The 24,745-nt window shown below is 43.3% G+C and carries 11 protein-coding genes and 3 tRNA genes; all 14 read left to right on the top strand.

From position 1 onward, the window contains the following. Window positions 1-32 precede the first annotated feature (32 nt). The 14 genes from WC473_01775 (at window position 33) to recG (ending at window position 24,715) form a co-directional block, all read left to right on the top strand. A complete protein-coding gene (locus tag WC473_01775; GenBank protein ID MFA5124541.1) occupies window positions 33-11,591 on the top strand; it encodes a hypothetical protein in 11,559 nt (3,852 codons plus the stop codon). Window positions 11,592-11,624: 33 nt separating this feature from the next. Continuing rightward, complete coding sequence (locus WC473_01770) at window positions 11,625-14,744, top strand: hypothetical protein (protein ID MFA5124540.1); 3,120 nt, start codon at window positions 11,625-11,627, stop codon at window positions 14,742-14,744. Window positions 14,745-14,752: 8 nt separating this feature from the next. Continuing rightward, complete coding sequence (locus tag WC473_01765) at window positions 14,753-15,778, top strand: hypothetical protein (GenBank protein MFA5124539.1); 1,026 nt, start codon at window positions 14,753-14,755, stop codon at window positions 15,776-15,778. A gap of 22 nt (window positions 15,779-15,800) precedes the next feature. Beyond that, window positions 15,801-17,207 carry a hypothetical protein gene (locus tag WC473_01760; GenBank protein ID MFA5124538.1) on the top strand — a complete coding sequence of 469 codons (1,407 nt, stop codon included), beginning with the start codon at window positions 15,801-15,803 and terminating at the stop codon, window positions 17,205-17,207. Between the two features lie 7 nt (window positions 17,208-17,214). Continuing rightward, complete coding sequence (locus WC473_01755; GenBank protein ID MFA5124537.1) at window positions 17,215-17,658, top strand: PrgI family protein; 444 nt, start codon at window positions 17,215-17,217, stop codon at window positions 17,656-17,658. A 51-nt stretch (window positions 17,659-17,709) separates the two neighbouring features. Beyond that, on the top strand, window positions 17,710-18,393 hold the full coding sequence (locus WC473_01750) for a TraC family protein (GenBank protein ID MFA5124536.1): 684 nt from the start codon (window positions 17,710-17,712) through the stop codon (window positions 18,391-18,393). An 8-nt stretch (window positions 18,394-18,401) separates the two neighbouring features. Further along, complete coding sequence (locus WC473_01745; GenBank protein MFA5124535.1) at window positions 18,402-20,309, top strand: ATP-binding protein; 1,908 nt, start codon at window positions 18,402-18,404, stop codon at window positions 20,307-20,309. Between the two features lie 80 nt (window positions 20,310-20,389). After that, window positions 20,390-20,959 carry a hypothetical protein gene (locus WC473_01740; GenBank protein MFA5124534.1) on the top strand — a complete coding sequence of 190 codons (570 nt, stop codon included), beginning with the start codon at window positions 20,390-20,392 and terminating at the stop codon, window positions 20,957-20,959. Further along, on the top strand, window positions 20,950-21,609 hold the full coding sequence (locus WC473_01735) for a ComF family protein (protein MFA5124533.1): 660 nt from the start codon (window positions 20,950-20,952) through the stop codon (window positions 21,607-21,609). Before WC473_01740 ends, WC473_01735 begins: the two co-directional genes overlap by 10 nt. 59 nt (window positions 21,610-21,668) lie before the next feature. Next, a tRNA-Ser gene (locus tag WC473_01730) sits at window positions 21,669-21,760 on the top strand. A gap of 57 nt (window positions 21,761-21,817) precedes the next feature. Continuing rightward, window positions 21,818-21,904: transfer RNA gene (locus WC473_01725), tRNA-Ser, on the top strand. 34 nt (window positions 21,905-21,938) lie between these two features. Next, complete coding sequence (locus WC473_01720; GenBank protein MFA5124532.1) at window positions 21,939-22,439, top strand: hypothetical protein; 501 nt, start codon at window positions 21,939-21,941, stop codon at window positions 22,437-22,439. Between the two features lie 79 nt (window positions 22,440-22,518). Beyond that, window positions 22,519-22,592, top strand: a tRNA-Arg gene (locus WC473_01715). 65 nt (window positions 22,593-22,657) lie between these two features. Continuing rightward, the gene (recG, locus tag WC473_01710) at window positions 22,658-24,715 is read left to right on the top strand and encodes an ATP-dependent DNA helicase RecG (GenBank protein ID MFA5124531.1); all 2,058 of its coding nucleotides are present in this window, start codon (window positions 22,658-22,660) and stop codon (window positions 24,713-24,715) included. The last annotated feature ends 30 nt before the right edge of the window (window positions 24,716-24,745 follow it).

Genomic DNA, 24,745 nt, shown 5'->3' with positions numbered 1-24,745 from the left:
TGTAGATTATGTTTTTGAATAAGTATAAACAAATGAAGCTTTATAACCCAATGATCTTATTGGGGGTAATTTTTTGTTGTTTTTACTTTTTTTGTCCATTACGCGTTTCAGCTCAAGATCCGGCGACGGCTTTTGAGACCCAACTAGGCGAAGCAAAGACAGCCTTGAGTCAGGCTGAAGCTGGACTTCCCGCTAAACAGGCTTTGGCTATGTGTGAAGCGTTAAAAAAGGCGGCAACCGCCATCCCTTGTGGCTTTTATGATTGTAGCGCAAAATTAAGCGCTTTGGCTGAAGCTCAAACCGTCTGCAATAAATATGTTTCTGATAATAGTACGGGGCAACAAATAGAAGCTGATTTAAAGGCGGAAGTAAGAAAGGCAAAAAATCAAGACAGATGGAAAAAGTTTCTAAATGCCTTAAGTAATTCCGCTTCTAAAGCGTTGGATACTTTACTTAGAAGTGTTACGCGTGAAGCTACCAAGATTGCTTTTACTGCGCTTAAGGGTCAGAAACCGGCTTATATTACCGAGGGATGGAATGCTTATTTACTTAACGCCGCCGACTCGGCTCTCGGTGATTTTATTGATAATTTTAGTCAGCATTATGGCGTGGATATTTGCCAGCCTGATTTGCAAGTCCAGTTGTTGATCAATATTCAACTGGGCCGAACAGCTCCTCGCGTCAGATGTACTTTTTCTGAGATCATGACTAATTGGCAAGAGGCCGTAACTAACCCTACCTTCCCCTTGGAATACACTCTGGCTTTACGGCCCGGGGAAAATGACATTACTGCTTCATTGTTGGCTTTGGATTTGCGCGATTTGGCGGTCAATCAGCAAGTCAAGTCTAAGACCTATGAAGCCAGCACCAATCAGGGTTGGCTGAGTAAGGTGACGTTCAACGGTAAAATTCTTACTCCTGGCACCATGCTTCATGACATGATGACCGATGCTATGTTGAAGAAGGGTAACTCCCAATATTCTATTACCTGGACGGAAACAGCCATGGCCGTGCCATTTGAGTTCATGGATACAGTTGTGGCTGAATCATTGGGGTTGTTAAAAGAAGGCTTGTTTTCTTTGACACAGTCATCATCTGGCGGTTCTTCCGGCGGTAGTTCCAATCCCTTGACTAGTCAAGGTTCCAACATACTTTCCGGCGCTTTGACTGCCTTGTTTAATCCTTCGGCCAGTCCGATAATAACCGAAGGCACTAAAGGAGCTGAAGAGAGAATCAATAATGCCATCTCCGGCAGTCAAGGTCAACAAGGCGGGAAGGTTGATTTAATAGTCGGACTTTCTTCTTGCGATGATTCGTCTAAGACCAATCCCGGACCAATGGATTGTATTATTGATGGTTCCTTGGCGCAAGTGATTAAAAGCAAAACTTATGTGATTGATTTGCCTGATCAGATCAAGAATCGTGTTTTCTCGCCTCGATCAGAACAGTCAAATTCTTTACAGACAGCTATTCCTTACCGTTCTATTTTGGTTTTACGTCAATACCGTATCGTGCCGGTGGGTTGGGAAGAGGCCGCTAATCTTATCAGGAATTCTAATAGTAATCGCGAATATACTTTAGGTGAATTAATTAATTGTTATGAGGGTTTAGGCAAAAACGGTTGCACCACTAATAGTTTTAAGGGCATGGTTGACCCCTACTGGACGCTTAAGGCGTATGAAACCAGTTGTCGTCGCCAGGGGTATGGCGCTTTAAATCTGAATAAAGACGATCAAAGCGGAACCATCGGCCGTTTGGAATACTGCTCTGACGAGCAACAATGTTTGCAAGAAGATGAAAACGGCGCCTGCTTGGCTTACGGTTATTGCAATGAAGAGCGCCGCATTTGGGATTTAGGCAAAACCTGTCCGGCCAGAGTTAATTCCTGTCAGACCTATACTTCGCGTACTGGCGGTACCTCCTCTTATTTAACCAATACTTTGGATTTTAGAAATTGTAATGCGCAGGTGGCTGGTTGCCGTTGGTATGCCATAGATTATAATCCTTCCAGCCAGACCTGGACTAATCTGGGTAGTGGTACGCAACTTACTCCGCCCGAGGCCGTCAATCAGGTTATTACTTTCAGTAGAAGCGATAGGGATTGGTGGATACAGGCCGGTCACCAGGTCAGCGCCAATTCCCGCTTGCGCTTAGCCTCGCCGTGTTCTTCGGATATGTGCAAATTGGATGTTACCGGCAAAGGTTGTGTTTTTCATCAAACCACCGGAGGCAATTATTGCAGTTTTCAATATTCAGAAGCTATAGACCAGACGAGTTATGCTCCTCGCGATCCTTCTTGTAATGTTCCGGATAATGGCGTGTCCTGCCAGTTGCGTTTATGTAATGATGCCAAATTATTCCCTGACGTTTATACCGCCGAAGTAGCCAATAAGCCAAACCTTGGTTTGGAAGGATTGCTTAATAGTCAGGAAGGGTGGAAAGCCGCTTCCTGGACTTTGGCGTTCATTGATAATAATAATCGCCATCTTCGCGTCACCACCGAGAAACACAGTGGCGTTGCTTCGCTTTTTATTAAGACGCTTTATGCTCCGGCTGATCTGATCAGTTACGAACCGGCCATACCAGTAGAGAAGAACACTAATTATAATGTCAGGTTCTATTACAAAGGGTCCATTAATGGCAGTGTTAATGTGGAGGTGCGGGCTGGCAGTAAAGGTGCTACGTCTTTCGATCAAGATAGTTCCTTGTGGCCTTCCTTATTGAATAATCTGCAATTGACCAGCGGTTCTTCCGGTTGGCGCGAAACTAATCTTAATTTTAATTCCGGCGACAATGAGCAGATAATTCTGGTAGTCCGTAATCCCGCCGGAGTTTATGCTGATTTGTATCTTGATGATTTTGAATTCTATCCTATCAGTACTGCTTGCGGCGTCGGCGCCGTGTCGGTTCTTGTTTCCTCGCGCGAAGGTGCGACAGAGATGTATTTTGATCGTGATGCCCAGACTTGCTCATCCTTGAGCGACGGTTGCAGCCAATTTATCCGCACCAAATCAAATTTAGGCGGAAATGTTGTCATTAATGGCGGTTTTGACGGCACTTTATATGATTGGAGCAATTTGATTTTGGCAGATAACACTAGAGCTAAAATCAGCTATTTAAGCGGCTTAGATAGTGCCAATATCAATAAAACGATCCAGGTTACTCCCGGTCAGTATTATTTTTTGGCTATTGATGGTTATCAGATTTCTGTCGATCAAGCGACATTAATTGAAACTTTCTTGAGATTCAAATCCAAAGCCGGGGCCGTTTTGCCGGTTGCCACTTCTTCTGCGACTTGCGAATGGGCTCAGGATAAAGATGGCAACATCCCGCAGACGTTAGCCTTAAAGTTCACTCCTACTTCTTTTGCGACTTCTAGTCGTTTCTTCTGTAAGTTTAAGGCACCGGATAATGCAGCCAGGATGGAGCTGTGGTTTTCCACTGGGGCAACTGGTCAAGAAGCGATTATTGATAATGTCAAAACTGAGGCGATTTCCTTCAATGCCACTTATCCTAGTATTTATAGTGATTATAATCCGGCAGCTCGGTCGGTTGAACAAGTGGCTTATCTTAAGAAAGCCCCTGACTATTTCAGCTGTTACGACGCTTATCCGGATATTGCCGGTTTGCAGTGGCCGCAAAATCAACAGGAGTTAACCAGCGTCTTAAAAAACAAAAATGCCAATTGCGCCCGTTATGCCGGAGTTTGTACGCCGCAAGAAGTTGGCTGTGAGTTATATCGGCCCGTTAATGGCGATCCGTCAATACCGGGCGTGGCGCAGGATTTCGATGCTTGCCCAAAGGAGTGCGCCGGTTATCAATTATACAACCAGGAGAAAACCAGTTTCATTAATCAAGCTTTCAGACAATTTATTGCTGACAGTAAACTTAAGACTTGTTCCGCTAATTATGCCGGTTGCGATGAGTTTACCAACCTTGATACTGCCGGACAGGGTGGAGAACAAAAAGAATACTATAGCCAAATCCAAGCCTGTCAAAAGCCATCAGTTGATGACGGAGCTTATTATACTTGGGAGGGTTCGGATATCACCGGCTATCAGTTGGTAGCGTTTAGTTTGAAAAAATCACAGGTTGCCAGTGATCCGGAAACAGCCGGCGTCGGCCAGGGCACTGCTCCTTGCACTAATTTGATTTACAACGCCTCGGGCAATGCTGTTTGTAATGATTCCGCAAATACCCATGGCGCAGAAGCCGGTCGTTATGATTTCGGCGTTTGTACTAAGGATGACATGGTTAGCAATCCGGATTGCCGCGAATTATACGATGTAGACGGCAATATCCATTATCGCTTACTGTCCCGTACCGTTTCTGTCTCCAATAATTGCCATCCGTATCGCCGCACCATGACCGAAACCTCATTTACTGAGGCCAAGGCTAATTGCGAAAGCCATAGTGGTTGGTGGAACGGCAGTAATGAATGTATTTATATGGCCATCCCCGGACAAGGTAAAATTTGCCCGGCCAACGCCCAGGGGTGTCGTGCTTATACCGGCAATCGAGGTAATAATATTAAGAACGCCATTAATGTGGTTAATTTTACCGCCAGCAGTACTGCTTTGGACTTGTGGGAGGACGCAAATGGCGGCAGAAACGGCTTATTTATTTCTTCCGAATCGACTTTCCCCGGCGGTAATTCTCTGTCTAATAAGGTTAATAATCCTACTATTCATTACCCGATAACAATTCAGAAGAACAAAGCTTATACTTTATCGTTCTGGGCCAAAGGCAATGCTTCTTATTATCTTGATAATATTAGATTTGTTGAAAAGAGCGGTATCAATTGGAATGATAATTCCGCCGCTAACGGCAATAATTATTTTTCCGCCAGCCGTTTACTCGGGGAGAATTTGATTAATCCGCGGACGCAATTAACGGAGGAATGGAAACGTTATGAATTGGGACCGCTATTTGTAACTTGGGAACCGGGCGATGGCAATTACTTGGAGTTCTCTATGCCTAACGGACAGGTTGTTTATTTGGATAATATTATTCTTAAAGAAATTACGAATCAAGTTTACGCCATCGAAAATTCCTGGTTTACTCCGCTTTCTTGCGATAATAAATTAGATGATCCTGATGGTAATAAGGCCAAGACCGAAGGCGTTTGTCAAGATACTCAGTCTGGGCGTTGTTCTATTGGAGAGATGCTGGGTTGCGCTGGTTACCTGGATCGTAAGAATAAAGTGTCTTACTTAAGATCTTTTGCTTCTTTATGCCGTCCGGAGGCGGCCGGTTGCGAGGCTTTGATTGATACCTTTAATTCCAGTGCGCCTCAGGCGCAATCGTTTAACATCGCCAATAGCGTTAACCATGATGATATTTTTGTGGCGACCGATACCCTGGTCTATTTGGTTAATTATGACAAGTATTCTTGTGCTAAAGGGGATAAGGGCTGTACTCGCTACGGCTTACCCTTAATAGATAAGTGGGATGAGATTACTGGTTATCGGGATATTTATGTTAAAAACGATCCGGATCGTTATTCTACTGACTTATGTTCGGCGGAGAATTTATGGTGTGAAGAGTGGGCGGGTAATAATACCTTAATTTACTTTAAGGATCCGCATGGTAAAGTTTGCCAATTCACTTCCTCTGATAGTTCCAACGGCCTGGATAAATGGTTTAAATCCGGCACTGTTGAGACTTGTCCCACCACTTATCAGCAAACATTGGGTTTAAGTTATAAATCAGCAACGGACAAATTACAGCCGTTGGGCCCGATTAATGCAGTGACTTTGCAAGCACCGTCCAGTCCGGCTTATAGTGGCTGGGTCGGGGCGTGCTCAACTGAGCAATCCGGTTGTAGCGAATACATTGATCCGTTGGAAAACTTGGCGTCTAATCTTATTCCGCAACGTTGCGAAGGCCAGGACACCTGTGTTGATGTGTCCATTAAGAAAAACATTCTGTATGTTTTGTCCGATAATATAAAGGTTGGCGATATAATTTGTAGCGATGTTCAGGGGGTAAGCAATAGTTTCTCCGACAATCTTGGCCATTATCTTTATTTAGCTGTGGATAATCCCAAGTCATTGACTTGCCGTGTAACTTTCAAGACTCAGGATGGGTCATCAATAGATTTGGTCAGGGATAAGGTTGGATTAGCCAGCGTTTCTTATATTTTAAGTTCCAAGGTTAGCAGCGGTGATTGTAACGGCCAAGTTGATTACCATAAGGGTTGTGTTCTATTTAATGACCGCAGTCAGCTTGATTACAGTAATTTGATTAATAGCGCCACTACTTCATTGTCTTTTTCCAGTCGCCTGACTCGGGATAATAATTATCCGCAAGGTATTAATGGCTTATCCCGCTCGGTTCCACCGGCCGCTGTGACTGAAGCAGGCAAACCTAAAGACGCTAATATTATTTTAAAATCGCAACCCAATCGTGCTTGCGCCAATTGGCTGACTTGCTCTACTTTTGAAAAGAAAGAGGAGGGCCAATCATCCACCTTAGCCCCGTATTTTTTCAGCGATCAGGATTCCTGTTTGGAGGTTGGCGCCTGTAATTCTTTGGGCGACAATGGCATTTGTAATAATTATCTGGCTAATGATGCTGTTAGTAGCGATCAATATTCTCCTTCATTGGATGCCAATAAATCCGGCTTCTCTCGCGTTGGGTATTATTCTTTTGATGCTATGACGCAAGTCGGCCAATCGTCCAATGTGGTTAATGGCAATTTTGAAGAGGCTTTCGGCGCTACCACTCAACCTTTGGGCTGGCGTTTGGCCGTTTATTATTGCGCCAGTAACTCCGATTGCGCCGCCGGCAATCCCGATGTTGTTTATAAGAATTGGCAAGCTAGTTATACCACTATTGGTCGTGATGGCGCAAAAGCCAAGGATGGTGTGGGATATTTGAAAATTAACTCGGGTTGGGGAGTTATTTCTGAATCGGTTGATATATTGCCCAATCAAGATTATTTCTTGTCTGCCTGGGTTCATACCAAGGATTTGCAAGGTCCGGGCGTTGCCGGCCGTTTGCCTTACGCGGAATTGCGCTTGCGGTTTATAAATTCTAAGGGGCAACCGCGTCCTAATTTGGCCGCTGTTGATGGCGGTGTTTACGAGGGTGACTGGGTTAAGGGCGAGGTAATGCAAACCCCTACCGGCTTGCCCTGGAAACAAGTGATCGTGCATTTCCGTACGGGCGATAATGTTTCTGGAGTGCAGCTCGCCTTATTTAATATGAATCCCGACGGAAGCAAAGGCATAGATAATTCTAAACTCGGCGGTTATACTTTATGGGATAACGTCAATCTTAAACCATTACTCAAGTCTAGCGCTAGCGGTTATATTGATCGAACTTGCCGTGTTTATCCCAGTATGAATGCGCCGGCCTGCAAATATAATGACGGTAATAATTATTTTTATGGCCAGTATGGCTATTGTTTGACGCCTGATCCGGCTAATAATCAACAGTGCTTGCAGTGGTGGCCGGTTGATTCTATCCGTGGTGAAACTTTAAGTGATTTCTCTAGTTATTATAGTGAACGTTATCCCTTGTATTATTGTTTAGAGAAAAAAACCATGATTTTGGACGTCTCACAGTATACGGGTAATTTTGGCCTATTCGGTGAAGGCGTAAATGAATCCGGCATGGAATCGTTAAAATTTGATACCAATGCCAAACAAACTAAGGCCACTTCATTCAATATTAGTCCGACCTGGTCGCCGCTTTTCCGCTATCCTTTTATTTATAAGTTTCAATTTGACGGCATTTTTATCGCTATCGGCGATACGGCCAGCCATACTCTGTTCGGCGGAGTTTTGTCAGTCGGTATGTGGAAGAACTTGGTTTGCGCCAAGCCATTAGGCATTATTCCTTTGCCGATTTGTTACGTTCCGTCCGGCAATGGACTGATTACCACTTCGGATGGTACAGGCGTAACCACTCCAGCTCAAGAAGAAGTGCAATCTTGGGTGCAAGGCAATACTAATGGTAGAGTTTGCGAGTATTCCGTTTTGGCTACGCTTAATGATTCGTCTTATGGCGGTGGTTTAAAGTCTTGCCAATGCGATAGCGCGGATGAAGCTGATAGCAGTACTTGTAGAAGCGCCAGTAATTGCAGTAATACGATAGCGGCTTTTTCTTCCAATAATAATTGTATCACTGCTGATTTGGCCGAAAATTATGCGCAGTCGATCAAGGACTATACTTATCTTTGCGAAATCACCGCCGAGCCATGCTCTTGCGAGAGTGGCGCTGTGAATTGTGAAGATTCCGCTCATTGTTCCAATCCCGGAACCAATAAGTGTGCCAAGGTATTTATTGACAGCGGCGCTTCAGCCGGAGCCGCCGGAGTGGCGCAAACGATTTCTCAGCAAAGTCAATCCTTAAATGATGCTTATGGTAGTTGCCGGAATGCTGGCGAAGATTGCGGAGGACAAACTTCCAGTTTTTGGACTAATATCTGGTCTGGTATTAAGGAATTTTTTGGCTCTCTTTTCGCTAGCGTAGGTAATTTATTGGATATAGTCTTTGCTCCTAATTCACTCAATCTAACTGACGATGATTCTTGGGGTGGTTGGGGAGCCGTCGCCGTCGCCGGTTACGGACAACTATTGAGTTTTGTTCCGGTTAATATTGTTTTGCATATTGAATTACCTTGGCATACCGCTAAGAAATTTGATACCTCCGGAGGAGTTTTGGGCAACTTGGCAGGCATGCTTATCCAGGCCGCCGGCGTGGACTTGGGAATTTCCACTTTCGGTTTAAGGATTATTACGGATGAAGATTCGGAGTTCGGCAAGAATCTGACCGATCCTAACCCCACGGTAACCGGGGATGTTCTGGGATTTGCTAAATTTTTGGACTTTAATAAGCCGGCCGGTATGGGCGATAAAATGGGCGGCATATCAGTCGTGGGTAATTTTGCCGGCAAACAAGCGGTGGAGTATTGTTCTAAACTGGTTCAAGTGGTTAACTCCGGCAATGAGAATAAGGCTTGGGCCAGCCGTTTGTCTCCTGGTTCGCAGTATTTGGATTATCTGGGTAGAGATTGCGTTAAAGACAGCTCGATTTCCGGAGATGCCATTCCTTCCGGCGTGGGTATTGTTACGCCAAGCAACGACGAGTTATTCTCCGATGGTTGTTTTTATAGTTCAGCTTATTGTTTGGCGGAAAGCCGCCGTCTCTATAATTCTAATGGCGAGTTGTTGGGTTATTATCCTTTGAATTTATGCCAGAACTTTGTCGGCATTGATAATGGCCAGGGGGTCAACGATCCTGATGATCCGACACGCAAATTATATTGCGCCGAAGGCGTATCTTTGGAAGGAAGACAACGTACAGCTTATCTTAATCAAGCTAATGCTTTGAATTGCCAGATAGCTTATAATTCTCGCCCCGTAGGCGACTCGTCGGATAATAATTATTTCCAAGTTCATAGTTTTGCCAAAGATGTTTCTTTAATGACTATGAATGATTGCCGAATCAATTATAAATATTTCTGTGTTGATGACAGGGATTTTGGAGCAACTGGTATTTGGAGAGAGAAAAAGTTGATTTATCGCCGTATTTATGCGGCTGTCGGTTATAACTATACTACTGATTATAAACCATTCGGTTCTATGGTGGCGCCGGAAAATGGCCAATATCCCAATGAATGGGATACTCGACCTGATTCTGGTGGCAGTCAACCGATTTTTTATGAGTTCCCTGGCGGTAATACACCACCCTATCAAGCGCGCGCCGGACAAAAATCAGGCACATCCGTATACTACATTGATAATTTCTCTGTCAATAAGCCTGATTTATTGCAGTTATTCGGCCGTTCCTATAGTTTATGGCAATGGCAGGCGGATAAATCCAGCGATCCTCTGGTAGGCCACTATACGGATATCACCGGCACGACCGGATCCAGTAATTCTGTTTGGAGCTTGCCTACGCTTTACTGTCCTGATAATTCCCGTCCCACTAACACTTATTTATCATTTTGTTTAGTCAGGCCGGAATTCACCTTAGCCCAAGTTAATCCCACTATTGTCAACAGTATTGGCGCAGTCAAGGTAAGCTTCAATTCCAAAATTGATCCGGATCAAGTGCCCATCCGTTCTTATGATGTTGATTGGGGCGATGGCAATGTGTCGTCTTATGCTGGCTTATCTTTGGCTAGCAGGCCAACATCTTCTAATGCCTTTAATTTGTATCATTTCTATAACTATGACAGTTTAGCTAATAAGAATTTACGGGGTTGCGAAACAAAAGTCGGCATCTTGCTTTTAGGCGACGGTACTACGGAGACGGTTGAAGAATATAGTGACGATTTGACTAAGGGTGCTTGCCAAGAACCATTGAGGTCAGCCTCTAATCCTTCCGCTTTCCATGTGCCGATTAAACTGACGGTCCGAGATAATTGGGCTTCAGTTAATTCAATAATAATTAAAGATTTGATTGTTTTGAGGCGGGATACTTATGATGCGGAACAGCAGGATGCCATAGCCGAATGCAAACTGGCTAGTTACAGTTCGGCTTTGGGCCAACAATGTTCCAGCGGTAATCCTTGTTGTTCGGCCACTTGTTATTGGTTGCCGGAGAATGAGGTTAATCTTGGTATCAATCCTACCGATTCTACCCAGAAAACTTGTTGCGCCACTTATACCGGCGGTTGGCGCAGATGTCGGGAGATAGGCGACGGTTATTGCGATATTGGTGAGCAGGCGACTGATCCTAATGCTAGTAATTATAGTCCGGATGATTGCGGTAATATTGTAGCTGATGTTGCTCCCATTGATTACGCCGATGGCGTCTGTCCGGAAACCAAATCATTGGATGACGATATCGATTGTCCTTTGGGTCAGGGCAGTTTGGTTACTTTGGCTAATGACAGTTATGACTGGAAGGCCTTTATGGCGATAAATGCCGTGGGTGGCGGTTGTGGCGGAGTTCCCAATGGTGAGTATAATGATGAGCGAGGCGAAAGCAAAGGCAACTTTAACTTTAATGCCGATGCTGAACTTTTTGCCGGTTTTAGCGCCAGCAGTAGCACTCAGTATTTCATTGATTTAGTTTATTCGCCCAATGACACTGACGGTGACAAGCAGTTGCGTTACGGCGATATTTTACGCTTAGTGCCTTGTTTCCAAAATAGCACTTATGGCTCGGGTTCAAATAATTGTCCGGCATCATCATCAGTTAACCCTGCTAATACCGGATCGATTCCTATAATCAGTCCGATCAAATTGAATATTTACAGGACTCAGCCGACTTGGTGGCAACAGTTGTGGGGCACTGATCCGGGCGATTGGAAAGCTTATTTGGATACTTGTGGCGCGGACGGAGACGCGTATTTCAAGGTTTGCCAAAATCAGGGTTGCGACGGCCCGGCCGATAAAGTGGGGATTGGCGATCGCGTGGTTCTGCGAGTAGTGACTAACTCCGCTCAGGTTGGCGATCCGATTGCGGCCAGTTTGTATGACGTGGCTTTGCATGTTGGCGGAGAAGATAGGTCACCGGTTTTTCTGAATATTGAAGAAGATTCCAGTCGTCCTTATAGAGCGGCTGAATTGAATGTTTCGCCGTCTTTGAATCTGCGCCTTTGCAACCGTTATGGCAATTGCGGGTATTAATCTTTTATTCATTTTATTTATTAGATTTTTGTGATGTCTTACCAAAAACACAAAAGAATAATTTTGAGTCTACTGTTAACCATCTTAGTGGGTGGCGGCATTTTGGGCGTTTTTATTAACTATTCTTACGCATATACTAATAGTTATATAAAAAGCGGGGGACAATTAACGGATAAGAGAATACGGCTGACTGATAGTGAAAATATAGAATATCAAGTATGGCAGTTTGGTAATCCACCCGAATATTATTTAGTAAATCCAGCCGGCAAAGACGTGGATACAGCTATGCTTGCTGATGAGAATGGTAATTTAGTTAATCCTGAATCTGGTGAATCTGCAACACAGGCAACAGCAGGAACTAGGACAGTGACTCCCGGTGCTCAATCCACTCTTTCTGATGTTATAGCTCGTATGTTGGCCTGGATATTATATGGCTTAACATACGGCTTGGGTTGGATTTTGATTTTGGTTACTAAGGCCATGCTGGCTGTCGCTACCTTCAATAATTTTACCAATCATAAGGTAACTACCGTCGGTTGGACTATTATTAGGGACGTGTGCAATAACTTTTTTATTATTTTGCTTTTAGTTTCTGCTATCGGCACTATTTTACACCAGAAGAATTATGATTTCCGCACCATGATGCCTAAGATTTTAGTGGCGGCAGTGCTGATAAATTTTTCTAAGATGTTTTTTGGTTTGATGATTGACGCCTCACAGATACTTATGTTGACTTTTGCCGCGCCACTGGCACAAAGCACCGGTTATAATGTGATTTTGAACTCTTTGGGCTTGCCTGATTTAATGTCTTTAAGTAGTGCGGCCGATCAATTGCAAAATGTCGGATTCAGCACTTGGAATTTGGTTGCAGCTATGCTTTTTGGGGCCATTTTTACTTTTATTGCTTTGGTCGTGATTGTCTGTATTACCGCCATTTTGATGTATCGCATAGTTTATATGCTGTTTTTGGTGGTATTGTCGCCTTTGTATTTTTTGGGCTTGGCTTTTCCGGCCGCTAGCAAATATACCGGTCAAATCCTTGGTGATTTGGTAAAGTATTTGATTGTCGGTCCGGCCATGATGTTTTTTATTTATATTTCTTTGATTACGCTCAAAGATCTGGGAGATAATCAACGTTTTGACGACACTATCTCTTATGATCTGCAGACCACCGGAGCCGGTGGCAGTGCAGCCTTGCAACAAGAGGGGACTACGGCTGCTGGATTAAGTAACAGTAATGAATCCACCATTCTTTCCCTATCGAAAATGGGTACAGTGGAGAAAATCATTAATTTTGGTTTATTAATCGGTCTCCTTGTCGGTTCTTTGGTTATTGGCCAAAAACTAGGCACTAAGGGTAGTTCTTGGGCTGGTAAAGGCATGGGGTTTCTAGCCAAGCAAGGCAAGCGTTTCAGTGGTTTTAATTTAGCTGCTAATAAACTACAGCAATTACCTGGCTCAGCTGCTAAGCGAGTTGGACAACGAGTTGGTACAGGTACTTTGGGCTTGGCCGGCGCAGTTACAAGGGGTGTTGGTGGCGTTACGGGAATTAAAGGGGTAGAAAAGTTGGGTACTTTTGCGGGCGCTTGGCGTCAGGATGTTCTTGAATCAAGGCAGAAAGCAAAAGCGAAAAAACGCGGCGAGTTGTTTAAGAAATTAGGTATGGGTGAGAAAGCTCAGACCGCTTGGGGTGAATTTGCCGAAACTGGCTTAGGTAAAGGATTAAAAACAGCAGCAACCGGAGCCGGGGCTCTTTTGGGTGGTGCAGCTGCAGTAGCTATTGCTACTGCCGTTACTGGTGGCTTAGCAGCGCCTATTTTGGCAGGACTCGCAGCTACCTATGCTTCTGGTGGCGGACGTTTGGCGGAAATAGGTATAGGTAAATGGGGCAAGGATCGCAAGGCAAGGCGTGAAGCGGAGGAGACTGAGATTAATGAACGCAAGTCCAAGACCAATGAGATAGTTCAAGTATCTGAAGTAGAAAGAGAAAAGGAAGTGGCGGCAAATCTTATTGGTGAGGAAACAAAAAGAAATCAATCATTACAATTAGCAGAACAACAAAGAAATCAAGACTTGGCTAGTTTAGATGCTAGCAATCCAGGTCAATATGTGGCACAGATAGAAAATGCAAAATTAAATAATAAAAATAGAACAACAGGGCAGGGTTTACATGCTGATTTGACGGCAGAGTTGAGTAGCTTATTCCATTGGAGCTCCGGTCAAACAATCACAGATAAAATGCTAAATCAAGCTAAAGAAAGTATTAGACAAAAATCAACATCTTATAGCTCTTATCAAACACAGAATAATGTTATCGAAGATACTTATAAATTGAGCACTGAAAGAGCTAATCAGGTTTATGATGTCGCCGCGACGCCGATCAAAACACAGGCTGAAAATGATCACGAGGCCAGGGTTCTTAGCAGAATAACTAATCCGGATGAGAAGCGGAGGTGGCAGGGTGAGTACAACGCTAATTTGAAATTGAAAGTTGATGAAAAAGATCTTAAAGATAATTTAGATCGAACCATCGAGAGCATAGAAAGAAATGTCACTTTGAACCCCTTTGAAAGAAACGAACAAAAGAAGTCAGCTCAAGTGGCTTATGATCGTGATTTATCTGTAGCTCGTGATACCCGTAATAAAGCCGTAGAAGCGGTACAGCCGGTTCGAAAATATAAAGAGAATATCACTGATAGATTTTTGTCTGATTACGCGCCCTACGCCCATCCTAATTGGGTGACCATGAAAGCAGTAGAAACTGCCAGTAAGGATACGAATAAGGCTAAAGGTTTAATGAGAGGCTATGAAAATGGTGAGAATTTTTGGGATTCCAATCAGGGTAGTTTTCGTGGTAGCGGCGGTCAGAATGAGGCGCAGAAGAAATTTTTTGCTTTACTCGGTAAATCAGATATGGTAATGAAACAATTGACTGATACTTTGAGTAATATGCCTGACGACTTGAATGCCGGCCAACAGAAAATTATTTTAGAGTTCAAGAAAGGTATGGCTGATTTTAAGGCTAATGGTGGCGATGTGTCGCAATTTTCTACATTAATTAACCTGCTTAACAATACCAAGCTTGATAAAATTGATGCAAATAAAAATAGTACAGTGGAAGAATTCGAGGAAAAGTTTAAGCCGAAAAATTAATTTAGTCTATGATATTTTTAGAACAAGCCCTAGATCGATTAGAGTCACTGGAGCCGGAAGTGGTTTTTACAGTCAATAGTGAAGAGGTTATTGGGGTACTGAAAAAAATAAATGAGGAGTATGGCGTGTCTCTTGATGGGGCGCTAGTTTTTTCCGTGGTTGGCGAATTAATGCCGGATGAGTTACCCAGTTATTTCCAGAGTGAGTTTGGCTTTGATTCGGTTAAAGCCAAGGCCATGGCTAAGGATTTTATTGAACAAGTATTAGATCCTTTAGCCCGGCGTTTGTTATTTTTGAGCGCTGATCCGGATAAGAAGGGTATGACATTAGTACAGGAAAAGAGTTTTTTAATTAGAATGTTCGAAGAGGCCATTATTCAGGAATTAAAGAATAATGCGATTATCAAGCATGCCGTTAATCTGCGAATCTTTAATATTTTAGAGGGCGATGAAAACTTTAAACGTAATTTGGGCCGGGTGCTTTTGGCTAATAATGAACTGTTGGGCGGTAAAAACATTAATGTGGCCAGTAAATCGGTTACGCCTACTATCAGTAATTGGTTGAGTGACTATATCAGTATTAAGGGCGGAGAGGTTTTTGATACCGTTTCTTTATCCGATTATTTGGCCAATTCGGCTAATGCGCGTAGCTTATCGCAAGAAGATAAGTCCTTGCTTAGTGAGGTTATTCAGCTTTATCGCAATTTGCAATTATTCCCACAGTCAACCGCCAACAAGTCGATTGACGAGTGGCAGATACTGCCATATGGTTCTGATGAGATTGAGGATTTAGAGCAGAAAACTAGACAGCTTGATAAACAACAGACAGTAATAGAAAGAAAATTTGATAAAGGAATGGGTAAAGAAAAGGAGGAAAAAATAATTGAGATAGTATCGTCAGAGGGGTCAGTATCAGAGCAAAAAAAGCTGGCTAAATACGATTGGCCAACCATTTCCGGATTAGAGCGTCGGTTGTTATTGGAGGAGTTAGGTGTCAGCCGGCAGGAGTTGGAAGAGTATCTAAAGAGCAAATAGCCAGTATGACATTAAAATTATTATGCCTCAAGAATATTTAAATAAACTCAAATCATTGCCACCGACAGTCAAAGACAAATTGTCTACGGATGAGATGTTGAACAGGCTGGATGCTTTAGACGAGAAGTTCGGCATTAAATCAACTTCATTGGTGATTAGTGTTCTTTTGGGTGAAGTGACAGCCGGAGTTTTGGCGGACAAACTTAAGAATGATTACGGTTTTAATGATTTTTTGGCGCATCAGGTGGCTGATGGCGTTAGGGAGATAGTGGATGAAGTCGGCTATTATGCCCAACCAGTCGGCACTGTTTCAACTATTACTCCTTTAGTGGGCGTAGGAAAAAAGTCTCAGCCTGAAGTGCTGGAAAAACCGAAAAATTCCACGGTCATAACATTTTCTCGCGAGGATGAAGAAGAAATCAAGAAATATACCGAGTCGGTTGAGGTATCACCGAGAATTACAGATTATACCGATATCGCTACTTCCGTCATTTTATCATTTGGCTACCCGGCCAGCGACGAGGTGATGGTTAAACGTTTGGGTTCAATTGTTATTGCCCGACTAAAGGATGTTAGGGATGAAATGGAAACCAAGGAAAATTTAATGAAAGGCCGTAAGGTCGGGGGAATGGACTTTTCCGAGGCTGATGCTGAGAGAATATTGAGGATTATCAAATCGGTTGTCGCCGGAGGATCGCCACCAGTTGATTCCGGAGTTGCTTCTGAGGAATTATTTGATGATTCGGCGACAGATGAGGAAATTGAGATGCCGCTTGCCGGTAAATCATCAGTTAAGAGTTCTGCTTTGACTATAGAAATGGAAGATGGCCTGCCAGTAATTAGGATGCCTGACGATTTAATGGTTAAACCCCGCGACGGTTCGGAAATTTTAGAGAAGCAACTCGGTTTGACGCCGCTTCCTAAAACAGAAAAGAAGGAATCGCAATTGCCCTCAAGCGCGCAAGATGTTAAACTTAAGGTAGTTAAAGATCTGCCTTTGCCGCAACCTCAACCATTTGCAAAGAAAGAAACTTTTACTGGAAATTTAGCTGTGCCGCGGCCAACCAGTCGGCCGAATTTAGATGATGTAAAATTCAGCAAGAAATTAATGGGACCGATTGAAGAGTTGGAGAATATGACTTTAATTGATTTCCGTCGTTTGTCTCCTGATCCGACGGTTGTAACGGCCAAAGTTAAAGAGAAAATCGATTTGCTTGAAAAAGAATATTTTGGCAAGAAGATTGAAGGCATAGCGGCTTGGCACAAAAATGAGGTTAGTAAATTTTATCGTTTATTGGGCCAGGCGGCCATGGCCGAAGGCAAAGACATAGAAACAATAATCAAAGAGCGCCTAACCAGTGGCAAACCGACTTTATCATTGGAAGAATTCCATGCCGTTATGGAGCTTAATCGCGCTTTGCGTTACTAATCTATTTATGCAACAAGTGGTAGTGCCACAATTTCTGGATGTTGAAGATAAGATTATCGGGCCGGTTTCCGTCCGCCAGTTCATTGAGCTCATTGTCGGCGGATTAATTATTGTGGTTTTTTACAAGATCTTTGATTTTTCTTTATTTGTTGTTTCCGGCCTGATGGTTTTGGCTATAACTCTAATCATCGCTTTCGCCAAGATAAACGGCCAGCCTTTTCATTTATTTTTGCTTAACTTTGTTCAAACCTTGAAGAATCCTAAACTTAAAGTTTGGCGTAAATTTTTCACCTTGGATGAAATAAAAGCCGATTTGGCCAAACCTAAAGAAGAAAAACCGGCTGTCCGAATGGCCGTGCGTCAACCCATTAGTAAATCCCGTTTATCCGAAATCTCCCTAGTCATTGATACTGGAGGTGTATATCAAGGAGAAAATGGGATAAACAATTAAATTAAGAATCAGTCCGTCAGTTGATGGATTATAAATAGAAAGTTTTACTTTATGGCTAAGAATCGACAAGCCACAAAAGCCACTCCCTCCACGCAGAAATATTTGCAGATAGCGGAAATTAGGGATGATACCATTGTTATGAAAGACGGCAGTCTGCGGTCGGTGATTTTGGTGTCGTCAATTAATTTTGCGCTTAAATCCGAAGATGAGCAGAATGCTATCGTCTCCGGCTACGTCAGTTTTCTAAACTCCCTGGATACGCCGTTGCAGATTATTATTCAATCACGGCAGTTGGATTTGGAATCGTATTTGGAATTTTTAAAAGAGGCTGAGGCCAAGCAGACTAATGACTTGTTAAAAATGCAAATGACCGAATACCGGCAGTACATAACCGAATTAGTGGAACTGGGCAATATTATGACTAAGCGTTTTTTGGTCGTAGTTCCTTACGAACCTTTCCGATCAAAAACCAGGAGTTTCTGGCAGAGGAGCGGAGATGTTCTGTCGCCAACCAAGATTTTGTCTTTGGGGCAGAAGCAGTTTATGCAAAGACAGCGGGAACTCTTAACTCTTGTGGATAAGGTTCTAACCGGGCTGGCTAGTATAGGCCTGCGATCCCAGGTTCTGGATACCCAGTCGTTAATTGAGGTTTTTTATAATACTTATAATCCGACAGTTTCCCGTAGTGAGAAATTGGTTGACGTTAATAAATTAAGAACCGAAGATTTTGTTTAATTTTTTTTATGTTTACTCCAGAAGATATCAACAAACAAACAACCCCGGCTCCGGTCGGTTACGCTCCGCCGCCTGCGCCAACACAGCAACAAAAAAAACAGACGGAAATAAAAGACCTGCAAACAGCGCGCGAAGTATTGGAAGAGGAGAGGATTTATCGGCGTGGCGTCGTTTCCGTCCGAGATCTGATTGCTCCGGCTGCCTTGGAAGTCAATTCTGATCATATCAGATTGGGCGATCTTTATATTCGGACGATTTTTGTTTTTGAGTATCCTCGCTATATTGCTGTCGGCTGGTTTGCGCCGATTATCAATATGGATATTGAGGCGGATATGGCCATGTATTTTTTCCCGGTTAAAGCCGCAGTTATCCTGAAGCAATTAAAGAAAAAAGTCGGCGTATTAGAGGCGACAATTATCGGCGCGGCGGAGAAAGGCGCGCCTCGCGACCCCTTGTCTGAAACCGCTTTGCGCGATATGGAAAAATTGCGCGATGATTTGACCCAAGGCATTGAGCATTTCTTCCAATTCTCTTTGTATGTGACTTTATACGCTAAGACGCTGGAAGAATTGGATAAAACCTCGGAACGTATTGAGAATTTTTTCGGCGGCACCTTGATTTTTTCTCGTCGGGTATTTTATCAGGCTGAACAGGGATTCAATTCTACTCTGCCCATGGCCTACGACGAGCTTCAGGTTTATATCAATCTGAACTCTTCACCGGCCGCTTCTTCTTTTCCTTTCGTTTCTTCCGATTTAACTTCCGATCATGGTATCTTGTACGGCATCAACCGCCATAATAACAGCTTGATTCTGTTTGATCGTTTTTCTTTGCAGAACGCCAATTCCGTAGTGTTTGCCACTTCCGGCGCCGGCAAGTCTTATACGATTAAATTGGAAGTCCTGCGTAGTATGATGTTTGGCACTGACGTTATTATTATTGACCCGGAACGGGAGTATAATCATTTGTGTGAAGCCGTCGGTGGCACTTATATTGATATTTCGCTTAATTCCGAAGGTAAAATCAATCCCTTTGATTTGCCCCGAGCCATCGGCGAGGATGCCAAGCCGGCTGATATTATCCGTAATGCCGTTATTACCGTTAAGGGGCTGGTGCGACTAATGATCGGTGATGTTACGCCGGAAGAGGACTCCATCATTGATCGAGCATTATTAGAGACTTACGCCAAAAAAGATATTACTCCGGACGCTGATTTGCGTTCAGTAGAACCGCCTATCATGCAGGATTTTCAGGATATTTTAGAAGGTATGGAGGGCGGAAACAACATCGTTTTACGGTTGAAAAAGTATACCGAAGGCACTTTTTCCGGCTTACTTAATCATCCAACCAATGTTCAATTAAACAACCAATTGGTGGTTTTTTCCGTCCGCGATCTGGAAGATGAGCTTAAGCCGCTGGCGATTTATACTATTGTTAATTATATTTGGAATATCGTCCGTTCTGAAATGAAAAAAAGAATTTTAGTGGTGGACGAGGCTTGGTGGCTGATGCAGCGCGAAGATTCGGCTAAATTTATTTTTGCTTTAGTCAAGCGTTGCCGCAAGTATTATTTGGGCGTTACGACTATCACTCAAGATGTTAATGATTTTTTAACTTCTCCCTACGGTCAGGCTATTGTCAATAACTCCGCCATTCAATTGTTGCTTAAGCAATCACCGGCAGCCATTGATTTGGTGCAAAAAACTTTTTTATTGACCGAAGGAGAAAAATATTTATTATTGGAAGGGGCGGTGGGTGAAGGAATTTTCTTTGCCGGTGCTAAGCATGTGGCCGTTAAAGTTGTGGCCTCATATTCCGAAGACCAGTTGATTACTTCTGATCCCAGGCAATTATTGGAAATTGAGGCGGCCAAGAAAGAGTTTGCTGAAGCGATGTTGCCACAGAATAATCAGTAAAAACTTTATAAGTTACCGTTTTTGCCAATAGTTGTTAGTTTCGTGGCAATTATAAGAAATAAAAATGATTTAACTTTATTATGTTTGAAGATCGACGACGATTAGTATTAATTATTTTAGTCATTGCCATAGCAATAGCGTTGGCCATAGTCTTATGGTTGGTATTTGGACCAAAAAAGACGCCAGAGAATCAGCAACCTGGGTCAACACCACAAGTGGAAACCAGCGGGAATGCCGCTACCTTCGGTTTGCCGGCCGCGCCACCGGAACGATTGGAACAGGAGAATCAATATCCTATCGGCTTGAAACAGTTAGCTATGTCTTTTGCTGAGCGTTACGGCAGTTATTCCACTGACGAACCGCAAAAGAATATCAAAGATTTGGAATCATTAATGACACCGGCGATGTATAAAACAGCCTTGGCTCAATCACCAGTTATTGGTGCTTCCGGTTTTTCCGGTTACTCAGTTAAGGCGCTTTCCGCTGATTTACAGAACATCAAAGCAGATTCGGCGGCAGTATTGGTAAAAACCCAGGTTTCACAAACCAGCGGTGACGGCATTACGCCTAACGTTTATTATCGTAATTTGCAGTTAAATTTCATTAAATTCGGCACGGAGTGGTTAGTAAATCAGGCCAGATGGCAATAAACGGCCTTAAAGAACAGGTCGCTGATCTGTTATTCCCGCGTTATTGCCTAGGTTGTCGTCAGGAGGGAGAATGGTTATGTGACGAATGTTTGACAGCTTTGCCGAATAAAAAAAGGCGACTGGTTTTACCTGTTAGTAGCGGCGTGGTTGAAGTTAGAGTTTTGTTTGATTATGAACAATCGCTTATTGACAGAATTATCACCACTTTAAAATATAATTTTGCTTTTGATCTATCTCGCACTATCCATCAATTAATAAATAGAGAAGAGTTGTCAGCACAGGCGGACAATCGGCCGGCTGTTTTAGTTCCAGTGCCCTTGCATCGTCGTCGGTATCTCTGGCGGGGATTTAACCAAGCGGAAATAATCGCTGAAGCTTTAGCCGTCACTAATCCTGCTTTGTCAGTTTGCCCGGATTTGCTTCGGCGAGTTATCTATCATAAGCCGCAGGTCGGACAAACGCAAAAAAGTAGAGAGCATAATGTGATCGGAGCATTTCAGTTGAATCTTGACCGTTTGAGCGATAATTGGGGTAAAAGGATTATTTTAGTTGATGATGTCTTAACTACCGGTTCAACTTTGAGCGAATGCGCCGGCACTTTGAAAACCGCTGGTTTTGCTGATATTAGCTGTTTTGTCTTGGCCGCGTAACTCACGAGGGCTTTACAAGAATCAGTTTTTTATGATAGAATAAGCAGGTCGTGTTATTAGGAGAGATGGCCGAGTGGCTGAAGGCGGCGGTTTGCTAAACCGTTGTACGTCTATTATGGGCGTACCGAGGGTTCGAATCCCTCTCTCTCCGAAGATAAACTTTTAGCAGGTAGGGGCGCGAGTGTCTTTCCCCTTCAGTTAGACTTTTGGAGAGGTGGCAGAGCGGTTGAATGCGTCAGTCTTGAAAACTGATGTCCCCTTAAAAGGATCGCGAGTTCGAATCTCGCCCTCTCCGAATTAATAGCACCTAAGTTAAACATAAATCCTATATGCCTCAAAATGAAAAAACCTTAGAACAGCTTAGTCGCGTGGTTTTTTCCTGGCAGCATCCGGAATTTGTAATTTATCATAAGGATAAGCGCTGGTATGTCATCTCGCTTATCGTGTTGGCCTTGGCTTTGATTTGGACTATTTACGATAATAACTATCTGTTTAGCGCTTTTTTATTGTTATTTTATTTGTTGATTTTATTTTATGAGGGCCGGCAGCCGGAAGTAATAGATTTTATTTTAACTGAAGACGGTGTTAAGTCAGGTGGTAATTTTTATTATTTTAAAGATATTGACCATTTTTACGTCGTTTACCAGGCGCAAGGCGTAAAGAATCTTTATCTGGAATTCCGCAATTCCTTGCGCGGTCGTCTTATTATCCCGTTGGATGGTCAGAATGCTGTCGCTATCAGGGATTTCTTATTACAGCATATAGCGGAGGATTTGGAGCGGGAAGCCGAGCCCCTCTCCGAACAACTAAGGCGCTGGCTCAGACTGTAGGACTTGATTTATATCAGGGAAAATGATAAGATGTGAATCTGTTTCAAAAGTTGCTTTTGGGACAGATTGTTAATATAATGTACCCGTAGCTTAGCTGGATAAAGCGTCGGCTTGCGGAGCCGGAGACCACAGGTTCGAATCCTGTCGGGTACATAAGTTAGTTGAAAGTTTGTAAAGTCGAAAGTCCATAAAGTTAGATGCTAATCTGACCCCTACCTATGAACTTGTCACTTGATAGCCAGGTTAGCCAGATCAGTCCCTATGCTAAACGGCTGGCCAACAAGTTGAAGAAATTAAACATTGAGACCGTTCGCGATCTCATTTTTTATTATCCTTTCCGTTACGAAGATTACAGTTGCTTGTCTCAGATAACTGATTTGCGCGAGGGCATGGAGGCGGCAGTAATCGGACGTTTGGAACTTGTGGCCAGTCGTCGCAGTCATCGGCAGAGGAAAATCGTTACTGAAGCGGTTCTAACCGATGACACCGGATCCATTAAGTTGGTCTGGTTTAATCAACCCTGGGTGAGTAAAACTCTGGCCGGCGGAGAAACTATTAGGGTTTATGGCAGGATAAGCGGGGATATGTATAGTTTGCATTTTAATTCCCCCAGTTATGAACGCGTCAGCAGTGGTGCTCCGGGCATAATGCCGGTTTATCCTTTGACCTCAGGTTTAACCAATAAACAACTGCGTTTTTTATTATCAGGACTTAAGCCGTTGATAATGACAGTTAATGATTATTTGCCTGAAGAAATTATAAATCGACAGAATCTCGTCAGTTTATCTTCCGCCTTGATTAATGTGCATTGGCCGGAAAATAATAGCGCTTTGGCTGCTGCCCGTCATCGTTTGGCTTTTGATGAATTGTTTTTGTTGCAGACTTGGTCGCAAATATTACGGAGTAATTTAAAAGAACTGGAGGCCCCGTCTATTGAATTTAAGGAATTAAAGATAAAAGAGTTTATAGCGCGATTGCCTTTTGAATTAACCTTAGATCAAAAACGCGCCGCTTGGGAAGTAATCAAGGATTTAGCCAAAACTGAACCTATGAACCGGCTGATAGAAGGCGATGTCGGCTCAGGTAAGACTGTTGTGGCTTTGATTGCCATGTATAACGCCATTTTGAACGGCCAGCAAGCGGCTTTAATGGCGCCGACGGAGATTCTTGCCAATCAGCATTATTATAACATTAGCAAGTTATTGATTAGTTGTGGTGTTAATTTGGGATTACTAACTCGAACACAAAAAGTGTTCAATGGCGAAGAACTTGGCAAAAAAGAGTTTTTGGCTAAAGCGGCTTTAGGGGAAATAGATTTGATCGTTGGCACTCATGCCCTGATCCAGAAAGAAGTGGTATTTAAACAACTGGGATTGGTTATTGTCGACGAACAGCATCGTTTCGGAGTTAAACAAAGACAGGAATTGAAGCAAAAAGGCGCCGATAGTAAAATCCCGCATTTTTTGTCTTTAACTGCTACACCCATTCCACGTTCTTTGGCTTTGATTGTCTATGGCGACTTGGACTTGTCTTTAATTAAGGAATTACCCCAGGGCAGGAAAGCTATTGTTACTAAAGTAGTGCCTCCGGACAAGCGCTTGTTGGCTTATGAGTTCATCGGTAAGCAGATTGCCGCCGGTCGGCAAGTGTTTGTAGTTTGTCCCCTAATTGATCCTTCGGATAAATTAGGCGTACGGTCGGTGACTGAGGAATTCAATAAGTTGGATAAGGAAGTATTTCCGCAATTGCCGGTAGGCTTATTGCATGGCAAGTTAAAGTCGGAAGAAAAGGAAGAAGTAATGGCCAAATTTAAAGACAATAAAATAAAGATTTTAGTTTCTACTTCAGTAGTGGAGGTCGGCGTGGATATTCCTAATGCCACTGTTATGATGATCGAGGGCGCGGAAAGATTCGGCCTGAGCCAGTTGCATCAATTTCGTGGCCGCGTAGGGCGAGGGAATTATCAGTCGTATTGTTTTCTATTTTCCGAAGATCCTTCGGATCGGGCTTTGGCGCGGTTGAATTATCTGTCACAGACAACAGACGGCTTTGCCTTAGCCGAGTATGATATGAAACAGCGCGGCGGCGGCAATGTGTTTGGTCAGGAACAGTCCGGTTTTATTGATAACTTAAAAATCGCCGATCCTGGCGATTTGGTTTTGGCAAAAAAAGCCCGCGATGCCGCGAAAGATTTTGTGGCTGAGTTCAGAATGGAAGATTTTCCTCGATTAGCTGAGGTGGTCAGCCAGTTTGGATTGACGGCACACTTGGAATAACACTCCGTTTTAATTGTTGTTTGTTGGAAG

This window comes from Patescibacteria group bacterium, assembly GCA_041650895.1.
Taxonomy (GTDB): Bacteria; Patescibacteriota; Patescibacteriia; order 2-01-FULL-39-33; family 2-01-FULL-39-33; genus CAISTG01.
Note: the sequence above shows the minus strand (reverse complement) of the source record. Positions and strands in the feature narration are given on the sequence as shown.

Bases quoted from the DNA above. Each gene is read 5' to 3' on its own strand.
- WC473_01720 (MFA5124532.1), top strand. From the start codon at position 21,939: ATGCCTCAAAATGAAAAAACCTTAGAACAGCTTAGTCGCGTGGTTTTT.
- WC473_01745 (MFA5124535.1), top strand. From the start codon at position 18,402: ATGTTTACTCCAGAAGATATCAACAAACAAACAACCCCGGCTCCGGTC.
- WC473_01740 (MFA5124534.1), top strand. From the start codon at position 20,390: ATGTTTGAAGATCGACGACGATTAGTATTAATTATTTTAGTCATTGCC.
- WC473_01775 (MFA5124541.1), top strand. From the start codon at position 33: ATGAAGCTTTATAACCCAATGATCTTATTGGGGGTAATTTTTTGTTGT.
- WC473_01750 (MFA5124536.1), top strand. From the start codon at position 17,710: ATGGCTAAGAATCGACAAGCCACAAAAGCCACTCCCTCCACGCAGAAA.
- WC473_01760 (MFA5124538.1), top strand. From the start codon at position 15,801: ATGCCTCAAGAATATTTAAATAAACTCAAATCATTGCCACCGACAGTC.
- WC473_01755 (MFA5124537.1), top strand. From the start codon at position 17,215: ATGCAACAAGTGGTAGTGCCACAATTTCTGGATGTTGAAGATAAGATT.
- recG (MFA5124531.1), top strand. From the start codon at position 22,658: ATGAACTTGTCACTTGATAGCCAGGTTAGCCAGATCAGTCCCTATGCT.
- WC473_01770 (MFA5124540.1), top strand. From the start codon at position 11,625: ATGTCTTACCAAAAACACAAAAGAATAATTTTGAGTCTACTGTTAACC.
- WC473_01735 (MFA5124533.1), top strand. From the start codon at position 20,950: ATGGCAATAAACGGCCTTAAAGAACAGGTCGCTGATCTGTTATTCCCG.
- WC473_01765 (MFA5124539.1), top strand. From the start codon at position 14,753: ATGATATTTTTAGAACAAGCCCTAGATCGATTAGAGTCACTGGAGCCG.